The sequence below is a fragment of the Pedobacter sp. ASV28 genome, assembly GCF_016428855.1.
GTDB lineage: Bacteria > Bacteroidota > Bacteroidia > Sphingobacteriales > Sphingobacteriaceae > Pedobacter.
Window position 1 is genome coordinate 1 of the sequence record NZ_JAELTN010000032.1, and the last position, 26,599, is coordinate 26,599.

A 26,599-nucleotide genomic window follows, 5' to 3' on the forward strand; every position below is an offset into this window, starting at 1 on the left:
GTATTGGGCGATGCATAAATTTTCTCATTCTCCCTGTAAATCGTATCTAAAATGTATTGCCCCTCGTCTGCCGTGAGTTCATTTCTTTCCACTTTTAACCTTGCCTCGATCAAAAAATCATAAAGCTGATTTTGCGAATTGCCCACAAAACAAACCACATGCGTTACCTTTTTATTCATTACCGCAACCTTTGCAGCCACTTGTGCACCTTCTGAATAGCCCATTACCACTATTCTTTTCCTCTCAACTGGTGCTTTCTTCCATAAAAAATCAATTGCAGCCGATGCAGCTCCAGCACGCCAATCTAAACTGTACATTTCCCTATAGGTATCATTTTCGGGATAAAAAGACCTGCCCGATTCTGTATAGCTGATCTTATCCTTAAAAGCGATACCAGGCTTACTTATGAATACAATAGTATATTCATTTGCATATTTATTAATATCAAGGGCAATAGTTGTGGAGGTTGATCCCGATTTCGTTTGATAAAATAAAGGATAATTGCCAGAACCGTCAATGTAAATCAGCAAAGGCTTTTTTTCATTTTTGGGATTAGCGGTTACATGTATTTCAAATATTCCTAATTTATGGCCTTCAAGCTTAAAATGATCAAATTTGACACCTTGGCCATCCACCAACAATGTCCAAAAGATACCGATGAGCAGGCAACTTATTCTTTTCATAACCTATACCGTACCAAGTCAATGCCAATTTAAAAAAAAAGCAATTAAACTCTATAAATCAATGAATTAATACTTAAAACTTCTTCTAAAATGTTCAATATCGAACACACCTGCTCATTATTGAACACTCCAGACAATTCCAATTACATCATGATTTCAGATCAATGTTGCCAAAGGCAAAAAAACGGCTAATAGTTTATGGATTTAAATCTATTTTTTAATTATTAACATTAAAACCACATACAAAAACTATTTTAGCCATTTAAACTTAATTTCAAATGAACAAATTATCTAAATCTATTGTAGCTCTCATTATTGGAGTAAGTACACTTACCGCTAACGCTCAAGAAAAAGAATTAACCGTTAGTAGCAAAAGAAATGAAGACAAAAGTGTTACTCTTACTGCCGAAAAAAACGCTCTCGGCACTTATACAGTAGTACTCAACTTTAGAGAACTCAATAATGCTAGCGTGAATGGAGATCCTGTTTATGAAGTACGACACAACAATGATAATTTTTTAACCTTAACACCCATCAATAAAGACCAAGGCATTGGCTATTCTTACAGCTATAGTTACATTAGAGGTAAATTGGCTCCCAAATATAGTCCGCTGTTTTTATATGCCCTACCGTACCCCAAAGGAAGAAAGGTAAGAGTGGCAGAATCTACTTTTCTAAACGCTACTTATTTTGGCTCTACCACTCCCGAAGACTGGAAAGCCTACCGATTTTATACCGAAGAAGCCGATACCGTGACCTCAGTGAGAAAAGGAACTGTAGTAAGTGTATCTGATTTATATGATGAGAATACCAAAGACCTTAAATATACCAGTAAGGTAAACACGTTAATTATAGAACATGCTGATGGCACTTTAGCCACCTACAAAGGTTTCAAAAAAGGTATTTTCGTAAAGGAAGGCCAAACCGTACTCCCAGGAACTCCCCTTGGCATCAACACCATCACCAATGAGCGTTACGGCATCTCGTTGATCATTACCTATTTAAAATCTGCAGAAATTGGAGTGGCCAAAAACAACCCCAAAGAGTCTAAAAGTCTTTATGGATTTATTACACCGTACTTTAGCACCAATGAAAATGCCAATGGTATTTTAACCAGTCAAAAATATTACACTGCTGCAATTACACCAGAAATTATCCAAAAAGAGATGACTAAAAAAGAAATTAAGAATTTGGGGAAGAAGTAAAGTCTTTAACCGATACTTTTCATCGCACATAAGTGTTTATGGTTTGTAATTTTTATCTCCTCTATCTGGTTTAGAGTAATTCCGAATTATCTAATCACCTGTTTAAATTGCATTTAAAGGTTGATTTTTGTATTTTTGTTTTGACTAAAAATCGAACTTTTTTATTATAAACAAATACAAATTTAATACACAAAACATTGTTCTTTTTGCGAAAAGTGAATCCATATACTAAGCTTATAGCAAAAAAGCAACCCATCTAAGATGAGCATTTACAACGATTATATCCAAGAGATTGAAGACAGGAAAACCCAAGGTCTTCATCCTAAACCTATTGATGGAGCCGAATTATTAAGCGAAATCATCTCCCAAATTAAAAATGTTAACAATTTCAACAGAGCAGACGCAGTTAACTTTTTCATATACAACACTTTGCCAGGCACCACAGGAGCAGCTGTTGTTAAAGCACAATTTTTAAAAGAAATTATTTTAGGCGAAGCTATTGTAGCAGAAATTACACCTGATTTTGCTTTCGAATTATTGTCGCACATGAAGGGCGGACCTTCTATCAAAGTTTTATTAGACATTGCTTTGGCCGACAATGGCGATAAAGCGAAAAAAGCAGCAGATGTACTTAAAACACAAGTTTTCTTGTACGATGCAGATACAGACCGTTTAAAAGAAGCTTACCATCATGACAATGAAATTGCTAAAGAAATATTAGAAAGCTATGCAAAGGCTGAATTCTTCACCAAACTTCCAGAAGTAGCAGAAGAAATCAAAGTGGTTACTTTTATCGCGGGTATTGGTGATATTTCTACAGATTTGCTGTCTCCAGGTAACCAAGCGCACTCTCGTTCAGACCGTGAATTGCATGGTAAATGCATGATTACACCAGAAGCGCAAGAGCAAATCAAGGCGTTACAAGCACAACATCCAGATGCAAGCGTGATGTTGGTAGCTGAAAAAGGTACCATGGGCGTAGGTTCTTCACGTATGTCGGGCGTAAACAATGTGGCACTTTGGACAGGTAAGCGCTCTAGCCCTTATGTTCCATTTGTAAACATCGCTCCAATTGTAGGTGGTACCAATGGCATTTCTCCAATTTTCCTAACCACCGTTGATGTAACTGGCGGTATCGGTATCGACCTCCAAAATTGGGTAAAGAAAACCGATGAAAATGGCAATGTGATCCGTAACGAAAATGACGAGCCAATTTTAGAGCAAGTGTTCTCCGTAGAGACAGGAACTGTTTTAACGATTAATACAAAAACGAAAAAATTATACAAGGGCGAACAAGAGCTGATCAATATTTCAAAAGCATTGACACCGCAAAAAATGGAATTCATCAAAGCTGGTGGTTCTTATGCCATCGTTTTTGGTAAAAAAATCCAAACTTTTGCTGCTAGAATTTTAGGCATAGAAGCTCCTTTAGTTTATGCTCCAGCCAAAGAAGTATCTATCGAAGGTCAGGGTTTAACGGCGGTAGAAAAAATATTCAATAAAAATGCCGTAGGTTTAGCACAAGGTCAGGTTTTACATGCAGGTTCTGATGTTCGTGTTGAAGTAAACATTGTAGGCTCTCAAGATACTACTGGTTTAATGACCGCTCAAGAATTAGAGGCAATGGCTGCTACGGTTATTTCTCCAATTGTTGATGGTGCTTATCAATCGGGTTGTCACACGGCATCTGTTTGGGACAAAAAAGCACAAGCAAACATTCCTAAATTGATGAAGTTTATGAATGACTTCGGCGTGATTACCGCTCGCGACCCTAAAGGTGAATACCATTCAATGACCGACGTTATTCATAAAGTATTGAACGACATCACTATTGACGAATGGGCAATCATCATTGGTGGTGACTCACATACACGTATGTCTAAAGGTGTAGCTTTCGGAGCCGATTCTGGTACTGTGGCTTTAGCTTTGGCAACTGGCGAGGCTTCTATGCCAATCCCTGAGTCGGTAAAAGTAACCTTCAAAGGCGCAATGAAAGAACACATGGATTTCCGTGATGTAGTTCATGCGACACAATTGCAGATGTTGCAACAGTTCGATGGCGAAAATGTATTCCAAGGTCGTATTATTGAGGTACATATCGGTACTTTATTAGCCGATCAGGCATTTACCTTTACCGATTGGACAGCAGAGATGAAAGCAAAAGCATCTATCTGTATTTCGCAAGACGATACTTTGATCCAATCGTTAGAAATTGCTAAAAACCGTATTCAAATCATGATAGACAAAGGTATGGATAACCATAACCAAGTGCTACAAGGCTTGATCAACAAAGCAAACAAACGTATTGAGGAAATTAAAACCGGCATCAAACCAGCGTTGATGCCAGATGATAATGCGAAATATTACGCGGAAGTAGTAATTGATTTGGATTTAATCAATGAACCAATGATTGCAGATCCAGATGTGAACAATGTAGATGTTTCTAAACGTTATACGCATGATACCATTAGAGACTTGACTTACTACGGTGGCGATAAAAAAGTAGATCTTGGTTTCGTAGGCTCTTGTATGGTACATAAAGACGACTTGAAAATCGTTTCCCAAATGTTGAAAAACGTAGAGACCAAAACTGGTACCGTATCGTTCAAAGCACCATTAGTTGTTGCCGCTCCTACTTACAATATCATTGATGAGTTGAAAGCAGAAGGCGACTGGGAATACTTACAAAAATATTCTGGCTTTGAATTCAGCGATGCACTTCCTAAAAGTGCTGCACGTACCGAGTATGAAAACATCATGTATTTAGAACGTCCAGGTTGTAATTTATGTATGGGTAACCAAGAGAAAGCGGCTAAGGGAGATACGGTAATGGCTACCTCTACACGTTTGTTCCAAGGTCGTGTGGTAGAAGACAAAGATGGTAAAAAGGGAGAGTCTTTATTGGCATCTACGCCAGTAGTGGTTCTTTCTGCAATCTTAGGTCGTATCCCAAGTATCGAAGAATATAAATTAGCGGTAGAAGGTATCAATTTAACAAAGTTTACCCCTATTTCTACAAAACAATAAGAACAAATCAACATATCATTTGTTAAAAACAAGAGGCTATCCGAGATATCGGATAGCCTCTTTGTTTACCATAGAATGGTTTTAAATAACAGAATTTGACAATTCTCAAAAATAAGTCTGTTAAAAATTGTTTAATTTAGTTAGCGTCAGTTATCGACAGTAATTTTTAAAAAAGTAATTATGGCATTTGATATAGAAATGATTAAAAAGGTGTATGCAACCTTTGGAGAACGCGTAGAGGCGGCTCGTGAAGTAGTCGGCAGACCTTTAACACTTTCAGAAAAGATATTATACGCACACCTTTGGGACGGAAAATCGACTAAAGCGTTTACCCGTGGAACAGATTATGTAGATTTTGCTCCAGATAGGGTAGCCATGCAGGATGCAACGGCGCAAATGGCGCTTTTACAATTCATGCAGGCTGGACGCCCGAAAGTTGCCGTACCTTCTTCTGTACATTGTGATCACTTAATCACGGCCAAATTTGGTGCCGAAATCGATTTGCCACAGGCAAAGACCGAGAGCGCTGAAGTTTTTGATTTTCTATCATCAGTATCCAACAAATATGGTATTGGTTTCTGGAAACCTGGAGCAGGCATTATTCACCAGGTTGTTTTGGAAAACTATGCTTTCCCTGGCGGAATGATGATTGGTACCGACAGCCACACCGTAAATGCAGGTGGCCTAGGCATGTTGGCCATTGGGGTTGGTGGTGCCGATGCCTGCGATGTAATGGCCGGCCTACCTTGGGAACTTAAATTCCCTAAGCTTATTGGCATTAAATTAACTGGCAAACTAAATGGTTGGACTTCGGCCAAAGACGTGATCTTAAAAGTAGCGGGCATACTAACCGTAAAAGGTGGTACTGGCGCTATTGTAGAATATTTTGGCGACGGTGCCATCAACCTAAGCTGTACAGGTAAAGGTACCATCTGTAACATGGGTGCCGAAATTGGCGCAACCACTTCTACATTCGGATATGACGAAAGCATGGAGCGTTATCTACGTGCTACCAATCGTGCCGATGTAGCCGATGCCGCAAATGCCATTGCTGCACACCTAACTGGTGATGCGGAAGTTTATGCAGATCCCGAAAAATATTTCGATCAATTAATTGAAATTAACCTTGATGAATTAGAACCTTATTTGAACGGTCCTTTTACGCCTGACTTGGCTACGCCTATTTCACAAATGAAAGAAGTAGCGGCAGCTAACGGATGGCCTACCAAAGTAGAATGGGGCTTAATTGGTTCTTGTACCAACTCTTCTTATGAAGATTTGTCGCGTGCTGCTTCGGTGGCTAAACAAGCCATTGCCAAAGGCTTGGGCAAAAAAGCAGAGTTTGGTATTAACCCCGGTTCTGAACAAGTACGCTATACGGCAAACAGAGATGGCTTGCTCAATACTTTCGAAGATCTTGACGCTACTATATTCACCAATGCCTGTGGTCCATGTATTGGAATGTGGGATCGTGTTGGTGCTGAAAAACAAGAAAAAAATACCATTGTGCACTCATTCAACAGGAACTTTGCCAAACGTGCAGATGGTAATCCAAATACCTACGCTTTTGTAACTTCCCCTGAAATTGTTGCCGCATTGGCCATTGCTGGTGACCTGGGTTTTAATCCTTTAACCGATACCTTGACTAATGATAAGGGCGAACAGGTAAAACTAGATGAGCCAACGGGTTGGGAATTGCCAGAAAAAGGTTACGCAGTGGAAGACGCAGGCTACCAGGCTCCGGCAGCAGATGGTTCTGGTGTTCAGGTTTTGGTATCTCCCACCTCACATCGCCTACAATTATTAGCCCCTTTTGCACCTTGGGAAGGCACGGATCTTAAAGGATTAAGATTGTTGATCAAAGCAAAAGGAAAATGTACTACCGACCATATTTCTATGGCCGGACCATGGTTGAAATTCCGTGGGCACTTGGATAACATTTCAAACAATATGCTGATTGGTGCTGTTAACTATTTCAACGACAAAACAGATCATATTAAAAATGGCCTGACTGGTGAATATGGACCTGTTCCAGCTACACAACGTGCTTATAAAGCTCAGGGTATTGGTTCTATTGTAATTGGTGATGAAAACTACGGTGAAGGTTCTTCTCGTGAACACGCTGCTATGGAGCCTCGTCATTTAGGTGTACGTGCGGTATTGGTAAAATCTTTTGCCCGTATCCACGAAACCAACTTGAAGAAGCAAGGGATGTTAGGCTTAACTTTCGCCGATAAAGAAGATTACAACAAAATCCAAGAAGATGACATCATCGATATCTTGGGGCTAACTGAATTTGCTCCGAATAAACCATTAACTTTGGTATTACACCACGCTGATGGTTCTACCGAGCAATTTGACGTAAACCATAGCTACAACGAACAGCAAATTGAGTGGTTTAAAGCTGGTGGCGCATTAAATATCATTAGAAGAGAAGCTGCCGCGAAAGCTGCGCTTTAGAAATAAGGATTAAGGAGCAAGGATTGGTATTTTAGGTCTTGATTCTTTGCTCCTTGATTTTTAAGCCAAAAAATCCCGTTAGTTTTTCTAGCGGGATTTTTTATCTCTGGAAGTTTTATGAAAAAACTATCGCTTATTATTTTATTGATTTTTGTTCAAAGGTCAATCATTTACGCTCAAGACTTAGACAATTTACAAAGTCAATCTAAGTCATACATCTACAATATTAATGATAGTACTAAAAGATTAAATAAGTCGATTTTAACAGATACCCTACAATTAAAAAAAATAGCTAGCACAATGAATGCAAATGTGTTCATGCAGTGGATCAAGAATTTTAATCAGTACAATACTCCTCCAGAAAAAAACAAATGGACTTTATATTATATTAAAGCTAGAGATACACTTAATGCACCTTTCTTGGTGTATGTTCCGAAAAATTATAATCCTCACAAAAAAAATTCTCTCTATGTTTATTTACACGGTGCTGCATCTGGAAGAAATCAATTTTCAATAGCTTCTCAAATACCTATTAGCGAAGCTAAAGTTTTAAAAAAAGCATTGCTAGAAAATGCCATTATTATCTATCCTTATTCGCGAAAAGACATTAACTGGTTATTTCATCAAGATGCTTTTGAAACTATTGAAAAGGAAATTGCTTTTGTAAAATCGCTTTACAATGTTGATGATAATCGTATTTATGTAGGCGGTCATTCTGATGGCGGACGTGGTGCATTTTGGTTTGCTACAAACAAGCCCACAAATTTTGCTGCTGCACTTGGTATATGTTATTTTCCATCTGCTGCATTTGGCAATACGCATTTACGAAATCTAAAAAACAACATGCCTTTTTATGGGATCAGCGGTACTAAAGATTTTTTATTTTCAATTGATATGGTTGAAGATATATGGAAATATGCCAGATCAAATCACGCCAACTGGAATTTTTACGCAATAAATGGTAACCATGGTTTGCCGTTTGATTATCCAGATTCCACTTTTTTTGTCTATAATGAAGTGTTTCGTAACACTAGGAATCCATTCCCTAAAAAAATAGAATGGGAAACAAGTGATATAAAAAATGGGCGAAATGCATGGATAGAAATTAAGGCTTTAGATACTTCCGCAAGCATAGCAGATTGGCATTCGCAGTTAAATCCAATAGTTAAAGAAAACAGGAAGCAAGTGTCGCTGCCGTTTATTAAAAGTAGATCTGGCGCTGTTATAGCTAAAGCAAGCGGAAACGAGCTCAAAATCTTAACCTCTCGTGTAAAGAAGCTTACTTTATACATTTCAGCAGACATGTTCGATTTGAGCAAGCAACTTCAAGTTAAGATTAACAATAAACCACCTCTAAATTTTGAACTGAAAATAGATAAAGCTATTCTACTTGATGAATTTTTAAAGAATAAAGACAGGGTTTTTATTGTTGCCAACAAAATAGAATTAACTATCGAATAATGTTTCAATATTATTAAATCACAATTAGTGTAATGCCAGTTGAATTTTTTATGGATTGGCGCAACGCTATTCTTCATTGCTTGTCTTATAAAAATGAACATAGAAACATTACTTCCTTCTGATGCTTTAAAGTTTTATATCGATTTTATTACTTCATTAGGAGTGATGACCCTAATTTCAACAACATACATTATTCATTTCCTCACACCGTAAAGGCAGTAAGTATCTATCAACAAGCCTCTCTTTCGACGCAAGTGCAGGTAAACTAAGGGTTTATCGTGACGCCCAAAACCCCTTTCTTACCATTATTCAGGCAAAATGCCAAACACCTTTACGAGTGGAAATGAGCGGCAAGACAAATAGGATTACCATATGGTTTAAACCTCTCGGCATTAACCATTTCATTAATCACCCGAGTAGTGTATTATGACAGGAAAGATTTTAAACATCTGAAGTTTGTCATTCCGATCAACGATCAAGATAAATTACTACAATCCTTCCAAAGCATCATCCTCAGTCAAAAACCGATTGATAGCCTCTACCTCCCCCTCAAAAACATGTAACTGTACACCACTAATTGAAGTATCGAAAACTGGATAAACTAATGCAGCATTTTCTCCAGTAAGAAAACATTCAAACCCAGCATCTTGCAAACGAGCTTTAACAATGTTCGCTTCCATTGGATTTTCAAAGGTTTTATAAACCACTATTTTATCTTCCATCTATCAAACTTAGCATTTTAATCCCGAAAAAGGTTTCACTTAACTCTCATTTGGCAAAAATAGGATGATGTGAGAAATATAGAATATAAGTAATCCTTGTTGGCTAGGGCACTGAAGCGAGAAGCACCTAAAAAAAAGTTGAATATCCTTTTTCCATTGCCTGCATTGGCGTTCCCGCCAATGATTCTATTCTATTACTTTATTATAAAATCGAAAGGGCTTTCTCCCAAGGGAGAATATAAACTATCCAATTCCTGTTGGCGGGGCGCTACCTTGAGAGAATATAAAATATATCTAAACCCTGTTGGCGGGGACGCCCAACAGGAGCAAGGAAAACCAAAAAACAATGATATTCTTCTGCATTGTTGCTTGTTGCCATCGTTGGCGTCCTCACCAAGGGCTTAATCCTTTTATCCCTATGAAATGCAATAAAACTGGAAGAACATCCTACTCTGAGAGAATATAAAATATATCCAAACCTTGTTGGCGGGGACGCCCAACAGGAGCAAGGAAAACCAAAAAACAATGGTATTATTTGTCCTGTTGCTTCCGTTGGCGTCCCCGCCAACGGCTTAATCCATTTGCCCCCTATAAGGTACAATAAAACTGGAAGAACCATCTATTCTGAGAGAATATCAAATAGCCAAATTCTGTTGGCGGGGACGCCCAACAGGAGCAAGGAAAACCAAAAAACAATAGTATTATTTGTCCTGTTGCTACCGTTGGCGTCCCCGCCAGCGGCTTAATCCTTTTATCCCATATATGGTGCAATAAAACCGGAAGAACATCCTACTCTGAGAGAATATAAAATACAATCCCTGTTGGCGCAGACGCCAACAAGAGAAAAAAAATAGCCTAGAGACAATGATATTCTATTGCCATGTCGCTATCGTTGGCGTCCCCGCCAACGACTTAATCCATTTATTCCCTATGAGGTGCAATAAAACCGGAAGAACCTTCTACTCTGAGAGAATATAAAATAGCCAAACCCTGTTGGCGGGGACGCCCAACAGGAGTAAGGAAAACCAAAAAACAATGATATTTTTGTACGCTGCCATCCTTGGCATCCACGCCAATGCTTTACATTTATTCTTTATAATGGGTAATAAATTCAAATGGACTTTTCCCATTTTCATAAAATGAAGCAGACGACCAATAATAATTTTCAGGCAGATCGCTTAAATTCCAATGCGATTGAAGTGGATTATAATGTATATATTCCAATTTCTCTTCCAAAAACCATTCGCTCCAGCATTCCTTAACCACATAACCCCTCTGCCAAAACTGAAAAGACCTATCCGACAGATTAACCAGGTGATTTCTATGCATTTGCCCATCTGTTTTTAAACTCTTCTTAAATTCATGAGCTGTAAAACTTAATAATGTACCCTGAACATTAGCTCTCTCAAAACCGTCCGCAATTTTCCATAGCAAATGAATATGATTTGGCATGATAACAAAGCCATAGATTTTACATCTCTTTTCTTGTACTAGCCAACGCAAGGCATTTATGATAATGGATTTAAACTCTTCGTCTAGCAAATGTTTCCAATCCAAAATTGTAGCGGTAAAGAATTCTACATGATATGACTTTATCATCATAATGCTTAAGTATCCTTTTATTCTTCCAAAGAGAAATTGAATTTATAAAAAATTGGCTGGAAGCACAAGATGATCAACAACTCTTTCTATGAAAAATAATGGCAGGTATTCTCTCATACACATCAACACGAGCGCTAAAACAAGCTCTGCTCTGCTGCTACCCTTGGCGTGGACACCAAGGACTTAATCCATTTATTCCCTATAAGACGCAATAAAACTGGAAGAACATCCTACCCTGAGAGAATATCAAATAGCCAATTCCTATTGGTGCAGACGCCAACAAACGCAGAAAAAACCTAAAAAAAGCAAGATATTTTTACCCTTGAGCGTGACTTACTTGCCTCATGGCTAACGATAGCACAGTGCCAACAAAAGCTTGGGTTCAAGTTTACACAAAAATCTTATTTAAATTCATGACCACATTTATAACAGTGATAGCATTTGTTCACCTTAAAAGGATAAACCATTAACAAAAGAGAAACAATAGCCACCCACCAACTATGCTTATTTTTTGTAGCTACCCCATAACTCACATTCGTGGAACCACATTTTTCACAGACTACAGCATCAACTTGTCCTTCTCCCATTTCTGGCACCTCAAGTGCTAAATCATCTGCCAATAGCTCATCAATACCGGGCACATCTTTTTCAAAAACATTTAGTTTAACGCCTCCTATTGCCTGGTTAAAAAGCGGCTGTATCGTAGCTATATTTTCATCGGCAAGAAAACAAGAAATACCAGCGTCCTTCAATTTAGCTATGATGATATTGGCTTCGATAGGATTATAGAAAGTTCTGTAAACAATGATTTTATCATCCATATCTTTAAATATAAAGATTTATTTCGATAAAAATTTCTGCCACCAGTAGCCAGATTCTTTAATGGTACGCTGTTGGGTCTTAAAATCGTTATACACCAGGCCAAACCTAGCCTGATAGCCTTCTGCCCATTCAAAATTATCCATTAAGGTCCAAGCAAGATAGCCCGTAACATTTATTCCTTCTTGTTTGGCCCTGAGTATCGCTTGAAGATATTTTTCAAAATATTCAATTCTTTCCTGATCCTTAACCTGATGACCAACCAACTTATCATGGAAAGCTGCTCCATTTTCGGTAATCATAATATTTCGGATAGAAGGATAAGCTGCAAACTGCTTAATGATGCGATAAAAACTATCAGCATTAATCTCCCATCCCATAGCGGTATGCGGCACTTTCCTACTTCTGGCCTTTACCTCCCAAGCCTGTATAACCGGAATAAAAGCATTGTATTTGACCACCAAGGGGAAATAGTTCTGTAGACCGATAAAATCAAAATCAAAGGTCATCCGTTGCTGGTGTCGCCAAGTAGAATGGCTGATGGCAAACTTCTCCAGCACATCCCAGTCGGCTGTAGGAAATCCCATCCCCAAAACCGGCTCTACAAAAAAACGGTTCATTAAAGTGTCCATCCGCTTTGCGGCCAGATGATCTTGCACACTTTGTGTATAAGGAATTATTTCTGAGCAGGAGAAAGCTGTTCCTATAACGGCTTGGCCAACTTCTGCCCTAAGAATTTTCGCACCGTCGGCCTGTGCAATGGCTGTATGCAGGGCTGCATCAAAAAAATTACCTACACCACTTGCCCCTGGCGCATGTATACCCAGCATGTAACCTAAAGAGGTGAAACCAAAAGGTTCATTGATCACGATCCAATGCTTTACCTTGTCTCCATATTCTTTGGCACAAAAGAGCACATATTCATTAAAACTGGCATTGATTCCAAAGGCTGTCCAACCACCCAATTGAGACAATGCTTCTGGAAGATCCCAATGATAAAGCGTAATCATCGGAAGAATATCCTGCCGTAAACACTCATCAATTATCCGATGATAAAATGCAATACCTTCTTTATTGGGCATCCCAGTTCCCAAGGGAAAGATACGTGCCCAGGCAATAGAAAAACGAAATACCTTAAACCCTAGGGTTTTCACCAAAGCTATATCACCCTGATACCGATGATAAAAATCACATGCTTCGTCAGGTTTATGCCCTTTCCTGATTTTGGTTGGTCTTTTAGAAAAAGTGTCCCAAATCGTAGGTCCTTTCCCCCCAATGTTTGCTGCACCTTCTATCTGGGCCGCAGCAGTAGCTACTCCCCACAAAAAGTCATCGCCAAAATCAGTTCTATTCATTGGCCAAATTAAAGGATTAATTTACATAAGAAGATTAAGACAAAGTTAAATTATCCATTCAATTTAACGATAACCCAATCTGTTTCAACAAAATGGCTGCATTAAACTGGGTACAGGGTCCCGATTTAATTTTATAGTCAAAATCCATTTCCCCATCCATTAACTGAATATCAAAATGAAAGTTTCTTACCAAAGATGGATATGTAGTTTCCAATTCAGACAATTGAAGATCATGTGTTGCAAACAAGGTAGGAACTTTTAACCCAATCAATTTCTCTATAAAAGCCTTAGACCCGTCAAATTTATCTTTACTATTGGTACCACGCAACATTTCATCAATAAACACAAATGCATTAGCATGAGTTTCAATCTCGCTCAATATCATTTTCAAACGGTTCAGCTCGGCCTTGAAAGTAGAAGTACTCTCTATCAGGTTATCTTTTATACGCATATAGGTCAATAGCTTGAAAATGGAAAGATGCATAACCTGTGCACATACAGGTGCCCCAGCATAGGCCAGTACCATGTTAATCCCCATCGTTCTTAGAAAGGTGCTCTTCCCCGCCATGTTTGATCCAGTAATGATATCTACCGTGGTCTGCTGCTCTACAACGTAGTCATTATCTATTCTTTTTGACTGCGGAATTAATGGATGTCCCAACCCCTCCACTTTTAAATAAAATTCATCTTTTATTAAGGGGAATGGCCAGTCAGCTTGATTATAATTTAAGGTAGCCATAGAAATCAATTCTTCAAAATAACCTATCCTATCCAGGCCATTTTCTACTTTATCTGCGGCCATTTTACACCAATCTGCCAGATTGATACTACACCTCAAATCCCATAGTAAAAAGAAATTTAAAAAAGCGTAGAGCAAAAAATTTAAACGAGCATCAAAAGCTACTATGATTTTAGCCAAGGCTTTAATATGTTCACTTACTTTTTTTTCAGAAACAAATAAAGACTTAATATAAGTACTTTTCCATAATTTCTCTTCCGTCCATTTAATGGCCTCGCCATAACTGTTTAGCAGGCTAGAACTTCCACTAAATCCATAATAAACCTGTGTAATCTGCTTCGAAAAGAGATAGGTTAAAAGGGCATTGAATAGGACTATAATGCCCAATATCCCCCAAAGCTCATCTCCCAACGCCAATGCGCCCAGAAAGAGTCCTAATGTTAAATACGGTATAACCTTTACGTAAACTCTCAATGGTTTATTAAACGTAAAAGCCACTTGCTTGACCAACTGATTTTTAAGCTTATATTTTATTTCTTCTATTTTTCCCAGGTCATGTCCTCTTAAGTTTGCCCGAAAAGCAAATGTTCTATCTATATCCTCAGTAAGTTCTGCAATGGCTTCTTGTCTGGCCATAATGGTTGTCTTATCATTAGCAACCGCTAAATGCTTAGCCAACTCCTTTAATCCAATTTTACTGGCCGACCTGTTGATCAATTCATACAGAGATGATCTTCCAAAAATATCCAAATCGGAAAGATAGGGATGCAGTTCATCCTCAAAGACGTCCCCATGATCATAACCATTGGGCAGGCCATTGATCAGATTGATCTCATTTTCATAAACCCATAGCAGGTTTTTCAAAAAATTGGCTTCTTGCGCCAAAACATTTTGCTTTTTAACGACTATCACAAATACCGCAATAGGCACTAGCAATAAAAATGACCAAATCGCAAAGAGCACATCTCCCTTAGCACTTGCCAAAGCAACAAAAAAAGCAATTTCAAGAAATAACAACGCCACACGAACAAAAGAGAACCTATCGATCTTACTTTTCACTCCCTCAATTTTTATCTTCAACTCCTTTACAACATCTTCATATTGCTTAAGTCTATGTGGCTCATTTTTTAACATTATATTTGAATTCTTTATTAAACCATAAAGATAGAAAACCAAATAGGTAATATGCTAATTTTGCACTTAGCACTGATCGATTGAATGAAAATTACATTAATAATTGTTGGGAAAACCGAAGATAAATACCTTATCGAAGGAATAGAGAAATACCTGAATAGATTAAAACACTATATCAGTTTCAATTTATTTGTTATTCCAGAGATTAAAAATACCAAAAACCTGAGTGAAGCCCAACAAAAAGCTAAGGAAGCAGAACTGATCTCGAAACAACTGACCAATAGCGACATGGTCGTTTTACTGGACGAAAAGGGAAAAAAATTTAGTTCCATGCAATTTTCGCAATACCTAAATAAGCAAATGATAGGTAGTGTACAACACCTGGTTTTCATTATTGGCGGACCTTATGGTTTTGATGAAAGTATCTATAAAAGATCAAATGCTAGTCTTTCCCTATCGGATATGACGTTTTCTCACCAAATGGTAAGGCTATTTTTTATTGAACAACTTTATCGAGCTTTTACTATATTGAAGAACGAACCTTATCATCATGAGTAATTTATTTATGGAATATTCCATCCGCATTCATCACATATAAAAAAGGAGGTCTCATGTTACCTAGCGATTATAAAAGAAACTACAGATTCAAAACCGACACCCACAAAGAAGGGAAATACATCAAATGGATATTTATCATTTCCATTATACTCATGTTTATTGCCTGGTATTATTTCATCAACTAGCATACCTAGATATAAAAAAAGGCCACCTAGATGGTAGCCTTTTTCATGTTATCAAAGCGAGTTAAACGCCTTTTTTACTGGTCATGTTTGCTTTTTTAGCTGGGGCACTAGTCTTGCTGGTAGGTGCTTTAGCATTAGCGGGCTTAGCTTTTGGAGCAGCCTTAGGTTTTACGTCTACCTTTTCTTCTACCTTAGCGCTCTCCTCCTCCGTACCGGGCGCAGCCTCGGTAAACAATGGCAGGTCCTTTAACAAATTGTACCAAGTTAAAATTTTCTTCATATCAGAAGCATATACTTTCTCTTGATCGTGATTTGGAGCTACTTCAATAAAGAATTTCCTTAACGTATTCCCATCTGCTTTGGCATCGGGCACAGCCGTTTTTGTGGCTACGATATTGCCCAATACATCTACCAATTTTAGTTCTTCATCTTCCCCATAAATGGTGATATCTTCCAAAGAAGCTAATTTAGTATTTGAAATATTCGCAACGATCTTTAATTTTTGAGCATCAAGCCCTTCCAAAACATAACCAGCCTTGTTTTGGCCAATTAGCTTAAATAATCCTGGTCTGCCGGAAACGGCTACAATTCCTCTTAAATTCATATTTTATAGTTTTGCGCTGAACGATAAGCGTTATGCGCTGCGTGTTTACGCTAAACGCCTAACACCAACGCTTGGCCTATTTAGTCTTCTATTACTTCTATCGTCAATATTTTATCACCCTGACGTATATCATCAACAATATCAACATTTTCTATCACCTTACCAAAACAAGTGTGGTTACGGTCTAGGTGGGCAGTATTATCTCTACTATGGCAGATAAAAAATTGAGAGCCTCCAGTATTTCTTCCCGCATGTGCCATTGACAACACACCTCTATCATGATATTGGTTATCCCCGTCTAATTCACAATCAATTTTGTAACCTGGACCTCCGGTACCTGGTACTCCTGCTGCTCCATCCTTAGAGTTTGGACAACCACCCTGTACCACAAAATTAGGGATAACACGATGAAAAGTCACCCCGTCATAAAATCCTTCTTTTGCTAATTTTTTAAAATTGGCTACAGCTTTAGGGGCATCCTTTTCATAGAACTCCACCGTCATATCGCCTTTTACTGTTTTTATAATCGCTTTGCTCATAATCTTTTTTTGTAAGGCTCCAAATTTAATAAATTGTTATGATTAGCCATAAAATACACCTTAATAAAAAACACTTCAAATAAAAAACCGCTTTTAAACGTTATATTGTACAATATTTTTTTTAATCGATCTTAAAAAATTTACATTCGCATATGTGGCAGCATATAAGCTTTAAAAAATTTAGCCTATTAGGTCTCCTACTATTATTCACCACAATAGCCAGGGCTTCGTCTATTTTAATTTATATGGATGAAGGTCAAAAAAACCATCTAAAGGCCTATGGGATTGCCTATTGGTGTATCAAGCAGCAAACGGAAGTCGACTGGCTACTCAACTATCGAGGTGGGAGCTTTCTGGTAAAATATGTAAAGGCAATTGAAGACGAATGTAAAATTAGAGGCGTTTCATATGAGGTTTTGGCTGATGGCAAGGTAAACACCCTCCTGAACGAAATCAGTGACCCATCGGTAAATATGGAAATGGTAAAGCTTGAAAAGGCCCCAAAAATTGCTGTTTATTCGCCCAAGAGCAAACTTCCATGGGATGACGCCGTAACCTTGGTACTAACCTATGCAGAAATACCTTATGATGTGATCTATGATGATGAGATTCTTAAAGACAAGCTCTCTACCTACGATTGGCTGCACCTGCACCACGAAGATTTTACAGGTCAGTATGGCAGGTTTTGGGCTGCATTCAGAAACGCCACCTGGTACCAGGAAGATGTAAAATATCAAGAAGCGGCAGCCAAACGCAATGGATTTAAAAAAGTTTCTGAAATGAAACTGGCCGTAGCCAAACACATTAAGGAATTTTGTGTGGGTGGTGGTTTTCTTTTCGCCATGTGCTCCGGCACCGACAGTTTTGACATTGCCTTAGCTGCCGAGGGTGTAGATATTCTTGAAAATATGTTTGATGGTGATGGTATGGATGCCAATGCACAAGCCAAGTTAGATTATAATAAAAGCGTAGCTTTTACCAATTTCAAACTCGATATGAATCCTTATAATTACGAATTTTCAGATATCGATGTAACGCAAACCCGCACCTTCAACGAAAGTAATGATTATTTTACCTTGTTCGATTTTTCAGCAAAATGGGATTTGGTTCCTACCATGTTAACCCAAAATCACGACAAGGTCATCAAAGGATTTATGGGCCAAACCACCGCCTTTCGCAAGAGCTTGGTAAAGCCCAACATTACCGTACTGGGTGAAAACAAGGCTGGTGCCGAAGTGCGCTATCTACATGGCGAACTGGGCAAAGGCCAGTTCAGTTTTTATGGAGGACATGATCCCGAAGATTATCAGCATCAGGTTAATGATCCGCCAACGGATTTAAGCCTACATCCCAATTCTCCAGGCTATAGATTAATCTTAAACAATGTACTTTTTCCTGCAGCCAAAAAGAAGCCACAGAAAACTTAAGCATTAACTCATCAGACATTTAATCTGTAGATCAAAACCCAGCTATAACCTTAAATTTTAGCGGAACATCTCTATTAAACGTTTTGGTCTTGTATACGAAAAATAAGATTTACAAAGATGAATATACATACCACCAATTATAAGGATACCTTCATTATGGTAGCTGATGACTGTGTAGCGGCAAAAGGAGAAGTCCCTAAGCACAAGGACAATAGTCCTACCATAGCAGTCTACAGTTTGATTTAATAAACAGCCATCGCTACCAATATCAGACAATGTACTTTTTCAAGTCTATGCCAAACGTAAGAGCCTAGTTGTCCAAGAAATGGAAGAAGCAAGGAAGTTATTGTTCTCAAAAGGACAAGCATGCCTAAGGGCTTCTCCTTTAACGAAACGTTATGGATGGGGAATACACAGCGATCATGAAGGAAAAAATAGCACTGTATGGCCGTGAAACAAGGGGCTTATATGGCCTTTGCTGAAAACAAAAATTTAAACATATTAAAAGCCATGCGTTCCAGTAAATAGCAACTGTTACAGGTTTTTAAACGTCTTATAAAAAGTTTGCGCTATACATTTCTATGAAAACCGATCATCCTATTTAATCATAGAAATTCCAAGTTACCCCAAATTTCAATAGCCTATCGGGCATGGGATAGCGGTTTATGGTATAATAGCCATTACTAAATAAACGTTGGTTCAAATAGTCATATTTAATGAAAAGATTAGCCCTACGTAAACCTACTTTAATCCAAGCATCAATGACCGGTTTAGAACCGAAGGTCACTGCTTCCCCATTATAGAATTGGCTAACTGCTGGCGCATAGGATTTAGCGATATAAGTATCATTGTAGAAAACATCAAAACCTATCTGCGTTTTCAGGTATTTAAAAAAGGTTTGATCTTTATAAACACTGGCAAAAAGATAAATTTCTGGGGTACGCAAAAGACTTTGATAATCTGTTTTTTGGTAGACACCATAAGCATTAAAATGAAAGCTTCCCAAATCGATATGCTTCCCAACCTTGATTTGCAACAGGTTAATATCCCCACTTTCTTGAGTAGGAACAATAGATTGCGGCACTACATCAGATGACACAAAATAAAGGTAATTGCTAATGCGATAATAAGAAGCACTGGCATCTAGCTTTAAATAATTATTCAGGTATGCAAAGGTAAAATTAGCGGTCTTGGTCCTTGAAAGATCTCCCCTACTATCCCAAACATAATGATTTCCAACATATCTATTATATAGTTCTTCGGGCGATTTGTTTTGCAGGTAGGCTCCAAATACAATCTTGCCCGCCTTATTGCCCAACAGTATATTACTTTTTGCCTCATATAAAAAATCACCAGCCTGTCTGCCCTGAAATATCTGCTGAATATCGAGATTAAAATCGACCTTATTACTAAACCGATAACCTAAAGCACCCAACAAGGTGGTATTATTGGCATTAAAAGTTCTTGCATAATAAATAGAGCCATCTCTCTGCATCACATATTGCTTGAAGTTATATAGATCACTTCTGATACCTGCATCTATTTTTAGTTCATTCTTTATGATCGAATTTCCTTTCGCCCTTAGAAAAAAGGTATATATAAATTCATTCTGTATATGTTTTACATTCGTAGTGTCGTTGGTAAAGACCAGGTCTGCTGTAGCCGTTGACGGAAAAACACCATACGTATCCGTCTCATCCTTTTTAAAGTTATAAGAGCTATTAGTATATACAAAAGTATGTGTGATTTTATTGGTCGGCAGAATATTTTGCGACATGCTATTCGTTGTACTGTCAATACGTCCAACAAAATAGCTCTGTCTAATCATTAGAGAATTATCCCTATATAATTGCCTTGCAGTATTTAAGCGCACACTTTCTGCTTTTTTATCAACCAAGAGGTCACTGGTTGAATTGAAAATGGTATCTTTAAGAATAGAGCCATTCTCTTGTGCCTTCAAGGTATTGAATACCGCGTCTACCCAAATATTATATCTTTTATTGGGCGTTTGATACCAAGTAAACAGGGCTGCATTAAGATCATCTCCGCGTTGGTGTGTATAAAAGCCATTAGCGCCTATCCTATTGAAATTGGCGCCAAAATTCCAATTCTTCTTGATGTTCTGGGAGTGGATGATTTTTAGCACCTGCACATTATCTCCAGCACTTACATAAGAAAGGCTGGTAAATGGTGAACGGGCACGATAGAACTTAACATCATCATGTGTAAGCTTGTAAAAATCAAGAGAATGAAAGCCAGCATCAAACCCAATGGTTTTAAGGGGTTCGAACAATAAAGGAATAGCAGCCAAACCTATCAATCCTGTTCCAACGGTCGGATTTCTTGGCTGGGCAATGACACTGAAATTTTGTATACCTGTTAAGCTCGTATCAATCGGTAAAGTCTGTATGCTGTCCTTAGTAAGTTTACGTGTGGTGTAACGAATATATTTAGAAGTAAAGATTACCGTATCTCCGCCACCCTCTTCTTTTTTTCGAAGCGAATCGAGTTCTTTATTATTGGCCACAGAAGTCTTTAAATCTTGAGCAAAAGCACTGGACATGCCTAGCACAAAGAAGCAAAACAGAACTGATATGAGTATTTTCTGCATTATAGCGTAGAAATAAGCTGACTCAAAATATAGGTCATCTTTGGCTCTGCTTTCGAAGCCGTAGCAATAATTTCTTCGAGGCTTACTGGCTGCAGATCTTCTGGAAAACCTTCATCTGTCAATACAGAAATGGCAAATACAGGTAAGCCCATATGATTGGCGACAATAACTTCCGGTACCGTACTCATGCCCACTGCATCACCTCCAATTATGCGTAGATATCTATATTCTGCCTTTGTTTCCAGGTTTGGGCCAGTTACAGAAACGTAAACACCCTGATGGCAGTTTATATTTTCAGCCTTCGCAATTTTCAGTCCTTTGGCAATCAAATCTTTACTGTAAGCTTGGCTCATGTCTGGAAAGCGTGGTCCAAACGCTTCATCATTGAGACCTCTTAATGGACTTTCCGGCTGTAGGTTGATATGATCGTTAATAATCATCAGGTCTCCTTTTTTAAAATCAGGATTTAATGAACCCGCAGCATTTGACACCAACAAATGTTTAATGCCCAGCAATTTCATGGCCCTAATGGGGAAGGTAATCTGCTGCATACTATAACCTTCGTAATAATGCAAACGACCCTGCATAGCAATCACTTTTTTGCCTTTCAACAGACCGAATATCAACTTTCCTGAATGGAACTCCAAGGTGGAAATTGGAAAGTTGGGTATGCTTGAATACATGATGCTATGCGCTATTTCAATTTCATTCACCAAGCCACCCAGACCTGTTCCCAGAACAATACCTATTTCAGGTTCAAAATCACCTATCTTATTTTTGATATATTTTATTGAGTCATTTAGCGCTTGCGACATAGTCTAATATTTTTTGGTCAAAATCATTTTTATCGAGCTCTTGCAATTCAATTGCAATTGGCAGATAATATATAGGCAAATTTAACAGTAAATCTTTTAAATTATCATCTAATAAACGTTGACTATCCTTTTCTGTTGTAATTATTATTTTTTCTTTAGCTGGATGCTGTTTATAGGCCGAAACCAGTTTTTCTATTTCATGCCTACTAAAATCATGATGGTCAGCATAGATAAAGGTATGTACAACTGTTGGCATCTCCTTTAAATAGCCGATCAGGGGGGCTGGGTTGGCAATGCCAGTTAAAAGAAAAACATGTTGATGCGAAAATTTATCCATCACGCTCCCATCGAGTAAATGGATTGGTTCGCCATACCTAATGGAAGAAAAAGAGAGTTGTTGCTCGATCGTTAAGTTAAATTTTTGTTCGATGTTATTTCTTAAATCTGCAGTCAACAACGTTGGCGATTTGGTAATCAAGATGGACTGAGCTCTTTCAACAGCATAAAAAGGCTCCCTTAAATTGCCGGCTGGCAATAAAAACTGAAAGGACTGGAGCTTCGAGAATTCAAACAAAAGAATACTATAACCGGGCTTTACCGCCCTATGCTGATAGGCATCATCTAACAAGATCACATCATGATGGTCTTTTAACTGATTTATTCCCCTTACCCTATCTTCGCAGACTGCTACGGTAACCTGTTTAAATTTTCGGTAATACTGTAATGGTTCATCCCCTATGGTTTGTGCAGTCGAATGAACATCAGCCAGTACAAAACCTTTGGTTCTACGGCCATAGCCTCTACTTAAGATGGCAATTTTGTAATCCGATAATAAGCGCACCAAATATTCGGTTGTAGGCGTTTTTCCAGCACCGCCAACTACCAAGTTCCCAATACAGATGACAGGAATATCAAAAGAAACAGATTGGAAGATACCCCAATCATAACATTTGTTTCTGGCATAAACCACCAGTCCGTAAACCAGGTTAAAAGGAAATAATAAAATGCGGAAATATTTTAGCATGCAATATTTCCAAAAGTAAGTAATATTTAAATGAATGGGAATAATAAAAGAGGGACCAAAATGATCTTTTCTCGTCTCAGTAATTCAATAATTAACCTAAGGCCAATGAAAACGGAGAATGAGAATCTTGAACCCTCTAAATTAAGAGCTAAACGGCTTTAGTTCTTAACAACCTTTCTCGTTCGAATGCTCTTCCTATCCAGCACCTGTAAAGTATAAACGCCCTTAGCTATTCCAGACAAGTCCATTTCCAATGGCCTATTCACTCCAGTATGTACATTTTGTATCACTTTACCAGTAATATCTATGAGTTTAACCACTGCCTCATCAGTATTGCCCAGATGAATAAAAATTTTGGAGTTGGTCGGGTTGGGATAAATACTCCATTCTTCTTCCTTATCCAATCCTTTCATGAATATTACCTGATCGTCAAAAGCAGTACGTTTACCATCAAAATCTATCTGTACCAACTTATAATAAGCGGATTTTTGAAAGCTCCTATCCAAATATTGATAATCCGAAGCTATTAATTTTGTGCCATTGCCTTCTTTTTCTCCTATTTTCGAAAATTTGATCCCATCTGTGCTTTTAAGAATTTCAAATAATTTATTGTTGTTTTCCGAACTGGTAAACCATTTTAAAAGTGCGCCTTTGGAGGCTCGCTCCACTTTAAAACCAGTTAAATGAACTGGCAAGACCAAAACATTTGCAGGATCAACTGTTGGGTACACTAATTTGCGCGTGCCATCAAATCCTACCGCATAAACACTGCTGGCACCATCTGCATAACGAACAGTGGTAGTGGTATTATCTGCAGAAGCATCTCCCGTTCCATAGATAGCCACATCAACCAGTGTAGTTTGATTATAGGTTTCGAAAGCAGCGACATTCAACCACTTGGTGGCATCTACCCTTAGGGTGGGAACAGTTCCCGTTATCAGGGTAACCCCAACCATTGCCTGCCCGCTAACCGGCAACATATTCTTATAACTACCGAGGCTATTGGCAGAAATATAATTGATCACCGGCGATATGGGCTTAGGATAATTCTTGGCTTTTATTGCCGCAATGGTATTGTCTATCTGCTGCTGGGTCACCTTTAAATTCTGTGTTCCATAATCATCTATCAAGCGATCTACAGGGATCAGGAAACCTGCCTTGATAAAGAAATCTGTGAGATCTTCTTTCACCGCATCACAGGCATTCACCACAAAATTGAGTAGCAGCTCTCCATTAGAAAGAGACGTTTCGTTTGTATTCCTCACTTTCTGGAAAACATCTGGCAACCAATAGGCCACATCAACTTGGTTGTTGGTTGGTGCTGGAGCACCCGCCAGCCTTTCCTTTAATGTAGGCAAGCCTTTGCTTGCCCCCGCAAATTGGTAATATAGCATCAACTGCCAATAGGGAACAAGGTTAATCAAATTCACATTATTCTGCACATGCAGCTTATTAACGTACGAATTAAATAAATGGGCATTGATTTTTCCTCCCACAATACTGCCTTCTCCCGTTCTCACCACGTCGGCCTCTTTTTCCAATCGAGTGGCTTTCTTATTGTATATCCTACCATTATTATATTGGCTCCACAAGGAATAAAAATTATTGGTCACTTCTGCCATTCCTACCCATTTCATACCAGGCCTCACTTGATTTACATGTCCCAGTTCGTGTGCAATGCCCCAAGGATCCTGATTAACACCATAGGCATTTGTATAATTTGCTTCTCCCCAGGTCAGGTCAAAATGCGCCCCTTGGCCTCCTGCATAAAGGCCTCCATTGTAGGCAGAATAAACAAACATCTTGTTTTTTGGTATAAGATTGTATTTTTTCAATCCCATTAATGTGTACTGGGATTCGACGATCTCGTCATATGCTGCCACAAGAGCTTCCCCTCCATCTGCAGAATTGCCCAAAAGACTTTTTTTATCATAGTTGAAGTTAACATATTTACCTACTATATCTAGTTTTGGATAAACCCCATTAGTTAAGTATTTTACCCAATCATTAGCGGTATCTCTTGTTGGATCAAAATAGCCATTCACATCTCCCGTGGCAATATTAATGCGGATAGTAGGTAGAGATGAATTATTGCTATAATAATCTATGTAGCCTAAACCATCTTTTAAAATATCTATAACATTTATTCCTTCTGTTAGTACATAACTGTTCAAGGTGGCATTATCGTCCAAAGCAAAATTCTTGACCTTTAGCGAGGGGTAAACACCCGCAGTTGGACCGACAATAATTACAGCCTTTGTATTTGCCTTAAATGCTATACCCGTTGGATTTTCAAATTGATTATAGGCGCTTGTCTTAAGGGCTGCTGCAGTGCTTGCCACCACCGGATAAACCTGATAGTCTTGTATTCTAAACTTTTTATCATAGGTATTGTTGTAGATACAAGTCGCCAAGCCTCTGAAAAAATCAGATGAAACAGCATCTATTTGTACCTGTGTTACCCCTGGTTTGAGTTCTGCATACATATTATCTACAAACACATCATTGGCTATATTTAGGTACGCATTACTTTTTGTATAGAATGCCATCTCTGCACAACTCACAAAATTATTTCCTCCCGATTTGACCTTTACCACAATCTGACTGGCATTAACAAGGGGAGTTGTAAAGGTTATTCTGGTGGGCGACGATTTCATTTCCGCATCAAAATCCATCATTTTAATCAACGATCCCGTGCCAATCTTATACCAAATTTCTCCTGTCCCAAAGTTTCCATTTGGCGATCCATCTTGTCGAGGGGTGTAAATAAGATAATCGATCTGATTATTCCCAGAAAAATTATAGGTAAGATTAATAGGGTTGGCCGGGAACGTGCTATTCGTATATTTCGAATGATAAATTGTAGCCAGATTATTATCATAGGTTTTCGCTATATTCTCGCTGGTAGAATTGTTTTCTGTAGAACTGCCGCTTGAAATGGCAATTTTGGTATCCTGAATGGCCTGCAAGCCTGTTGTAGGTAGTACACAGGCCGATGCTGTTGGCAATGTTCCTTCTTCTGAAGCATAAAAATTCATTTCCGCACAGCTTGAGAAATTTCCCCCAGCAGCCTTAATAACAAACCTGATGATAAATGGCTTAACTATACCGGAGCCTGTATAGTTAATGTTCTTTACCGCATTGTTTAACGCCCAGGTTAAAGTATGGTCCTTCACAAAATTTGCTGGATCATCAATTGTAGTATGGTAGACTTCTATACTTTGCCAAACCCCATTTGTTCCGGTGGCACGTGGAGTATACTTAATGGCATTTATGCTTTTTGCATTTAAAAAATAGAAATCAACCGTATCTGGAATAGCATTTAATGTCCAGCTGGAATGGTAGGCTGTATTGACATCCCCATCTAAACACTTATAGATATCTGCGCCTGATTGCGAAGGTCGCTTGCTGCCCGCACTATATACCGGCACCTCAAATTGCTGGGCAAAACCGCTCATGCTCAACAAAGCAAAAAAGGTAAGTAGTACAAAAATTTTCATAGGTAGGTTGGTTGGTTTAAGTTATTCTCTAACAAAAATAATTTTAAACTAACCTTCCCCCCGGAATATCTCCGCACAAACGTTTGATACATAACCAGAAGGCTATTTACAATTACCCTAAATATAAAA

21 protein-coding genes are annotated in these 26,599 nt (G+C 38.3%); 9 read left to right on the top strand and 12 right to left on the bottom strand.

What is annotated here, in order from left to right; translation table 11 throughout:
• A partial coding sequence (locus JHD79_RS12940) for an acyl-CoA thioester hydrolase/BAAT C-terminal domain-containing protein (RefSeq protein ID WP_199119673.1) occupies nucleotides 1–683 on the bottom strand: 683 nt, incomplete at its 3' end.
• 278 nt (nucleotides 684–961) lie between these two features.
• On the opposite strand from JHD79_RS12940, the gene JHD79_RS12945 reads away from it, so the two are divergent.
• The 4 genes from JHD79_RS12945 to JHD79_RS12960 all read left to right on the top strand — a co-directional run bounded on the left by JHD79_RS12945 (nucleotide 962) and on the right by JHD79_RS12960 (nucleotide 8,836).
• Entirely contained in the window at nucleotides 962–1,888 is a 927-nt protein-coding gene (locus JHD79_RS12945) for a M23 family metallopeptidase (RefSeq protein WP_199119675.1), read from the top strand.
• Between the two features lie 261 nt (nucleotides 1,889–2,149).
• Nucleotides 2,150–4,915: a bifunctional aconitate hydratase 2/2-methylisocitrate dehydratase gene (locus JHD79_RS12950; RefSeq protein WP_199119676.1), complete on the top strand. Its 2,766-nt coding sequence runs from the start codon at nucleotides 2,150–2,152 to the stop codon at nucleotides 4,913–4,915.
• Between the two features lie 180 nt (nucleotides 4,916–5,095).
• A complete protein-coding gene (locus tag JHD79_RS12955; RefSeq protein WP_199119678.1) occupies nucleotides 5,096–7,375 on the top strand; it encodes an aconitate hydratase in 2,280 nt (759 codons plus the stop codon).
• 117 nt (nucleotides 7,376–7,492) lie between these two features.
• The gene (locus tag JHD79_RS12960; RefSeq protein ID WP_199119679.1) at nucleotides 7,493–8,836 is read left to right on the top strand and encodes a dienelactone hydrolase family protein; all 1,344 of its coding nucleotides are present in this window, start codon (nucleotides 7,493–7,495) and stop codon (nucleotides 8,834–8,836) included.
• Nucleotides 8,837–9,324: 488 nt separating this feature from the next.
• On the opposite strand, the gene JHD79_RS12965 is transcribed toward JHD79_RS12960, so the two are convergent.
• The 5 genes from JHD79_RS12965 to JHD79_RS12985 all read right to left on the bottom strand — a co-directional run bounded on the left by JHD79_RS12965 (nucleotide 9,325) and on the right by JHD79_RS12985 (nucleotide 15,207).
• Nucleotides 9,325–9,558, bottom strand: a complete 234-nt coding sequence (locus JHD79_RS12965) for a putative signal transducing protein (RefSeq protein ID WP_199119681.1) — start codon at nucleotides 9,556–9,558, stop codon at nucleotides 9,325–9,327.
• Between the two features lie 1,086 nt (nucleotides 9,559–10,644).
• The gene (locus JHD79_RS12970; RefSeq protein ID WP_199119682.1) at nucleotides 10,645–11,160 is read right to left on the bottom strand and encodes a transposase; all 516 of its coding nucleotides are present in this window, start codon (nucleotides 11,158–11,160) and stop codon (nucleotides 10,645–10,647) included.
• A gap of 401 nt (nucleotides 11,161–11,561) precedes the next feature.
• Nucleotides 11,562–11,981 (bottom strand): putative signal transducing protein, encoded by a 420-nt coding sequence (locus tag JHD79_RS12975; RefSeq protein WP_199119684.1) that lies wholly within the window; start codon nucleotides 11,979–11,981, stop codon nucleotides 11,562–11,564.
• Nucleotides 11,982–11,999: 18 nt separating this feature from the next.
• Nucleotides 12,000–13,334: a GH1 family beta-glucosidase gene (locus tag JHD79_RS12980; RefSeq protein ID WP_199119685.1), complete on the bottom strand. Its 1,335-nt coding sequence runs from the start codon at nucleotides 13,332–13,334 to the stop codon at nucleotides 12,000–12,002.
• 58 nt (nucleotides 13,335–13,392) lie between these two features.
• Complete coding sequence (locus JHD79_RS12985) at nucleotides 13,393–15,207, bottom strand: DNA mismatch repair protein MutS (RefSeq protein ID WP_199119687.1); 1,815 nt, start codon at nucleotides 15,205–15,207, stop codon at nucleotides 13,393–13,395.
• A gap of 84 nt (nucleotides 15,208–15,291) precedes the next feature.
• Here JHD79_RS12985 and rlmH point away from each other — a divergent pair, with 84 nt between their 5' ends.
• The gene (gene rlmH / locus JHD79_RS12990) at nucleotides 15,292–15,765 is read left to right on the top strand and encodes a 23S rRNA (pseudouridine(1915)-N(3))-methyltransferase RlmH (RefSeq protein WP_199119688.1); all 474 of its coding nucleotides are present in this window, start codon (nucleotides 15,292–15,294) and stop codon (nucleotides 15,763–15,765) included.
• A gap of 53 nt (nucleotides 15,766–15,818) precedes the next feature.
• Nucleotides 15,819–15,950 carry a hypothetical protein gene (locus JHD79_RS22980; RefSeq protein ID WP_255533893.1) on the top strand — a complete coding sequence of 44 codons (132 nt, stop codon included), beginning with the start codon at nucleotides 15,819–15,821 and terminating at the stop codon, nucleotides 15,948–15,950.
• Between the two features lie 61 nt (nucleotides 15,951–16,011).
• Here the strand turns inward: JHD79_RS22980 and JHD79_RS12995 are convergent, their stop codons facing one another.
• Together JHD79_RS12995 and JHD79_RS13000 are read right to left on the bottom strand one after the other, a co-directional pair.
• Entirely contained in the window at nucleotides 16,012–16,554 is a 543-nt protein-coding gene (locus tag JHD79_RS12995; protein WP_199119690.1) for a DUF5606 domain-containing protein, read from the bottom strand.
• Nucleotides 16,555–16,634: 80 nt separating this feature from the next.
• Nucleotides 16,635–17,093, bottom strand: a complete 459-nt coding sequence (locus JHD79_RS13000) for a peptidylprolyl isomerase (protein WP_199119692.1) — start codon at nucleotides 17,091–17,093, stop codon at nucleotides 16,635–16,637.
• A gap of 245 nt (nucleotides 17,094–17,338) precedes the next feature.
• On the opposite strand from JHD79_RS13000, the gene JHD79_RS13005 reads away from it, so the two are divergent.
• From JHD79_RS13005 to JHD79_RS22990, 3 genes are all read left to right on the top strand, one after another.
• Nucleotides 17,339–18,520, top strand: a complete 1,182-nt coding sequence (locus JHD79_RS13005) for an asparagine synthetase B (protein WP_199119730.1) — start codon at nucleotides 17,339–17,341, stop codon at nucleotides 18,518–18,520.
• 117 nt (nucleotides 18,521–18,637) lie between these two features.
• A complete protein-coding gene (locus JHD79_RS22985; RefSeq protein WP_255533894.1) occupies nucleotides 18,638–18,766 on the top strand; it encodes a DUF6157 family protein in 129 nt (42 codons plus the stop codon).
• Between the two features lie 19 nt (nucleotides 18,767–18,785).
• The gene (locus JHD79_RS22990) at nucleotides 18,786–18,974 is read left to right on the top strand and encodes a DUF6157 family protein (RefSeq protein WP_370583336.1); all 189 of its coding nucleotides are present in this window, start codon (nucleotides 18,786–18,788) and stop codon (nucleotides 18,972–18,974) included.
• 147 nt (nucleotides 18,975–19,121) lie between these two features.
• Here the strand turns inward: JHD79_RS22990 and JHD79_RS13015 are convergent, their stop codons facing one another.
• The 4 genes from JHD79_RS13015 to JHD79_RS13030 form a co-directional block, all read right to left on the bottom strand.
• Entirely contained in the window at nucleotides 19,122–21,131 is a 2,010-nt protein-coding gene (locus tag JHD79_RS13015; RefSeq protein ID WP_199119694.1) for a putative porin, read from the bottom strand.
• Nucleotides 21,131–21,946 (bottom strand): purine-nucleoside phosphorylase, encoded by an 816-nt coding sequence (locus JHD79_RS13020; RefSeq protein ID WP_199119695.1) that lies wholly within the window; start codon nucleotides 21,944–21,946, stop codon nucleotides 21,131–21,133. Before JHD79_RS13020 ends, JHD79_RS13015 begins: the two co-directional genes overlap by 1 nt.
• A complete protein-coding gene (gene lpxK, locus JHD79_RS13025; protein WP_199119696.1) occupies nucleotides 21,927–22,970 on the bottom strand; it encodes a tetraacyldisaccharide 4'-kinase in 1,044 nt (347 codons plus the stop codon). The genes JHD79_RS13020 and lpxK overlap by 20 nt, the downstream gene beginning before the upstream one ends.
• Nucleotides 22,971–23,128: 158 nt before the next feature.
• Entirely contained in the window at nucleotides 23,129–26,470 is a 3,342-nt protein-coding gene (locus JHD79_RS13030) for a M60 family metallopeptidase (protein ID WP_199119697.1), read from the bottom strand.
• Between the last annotated feature and the right edge of the window lie 129 nt (nucleotides 26,471–26,599).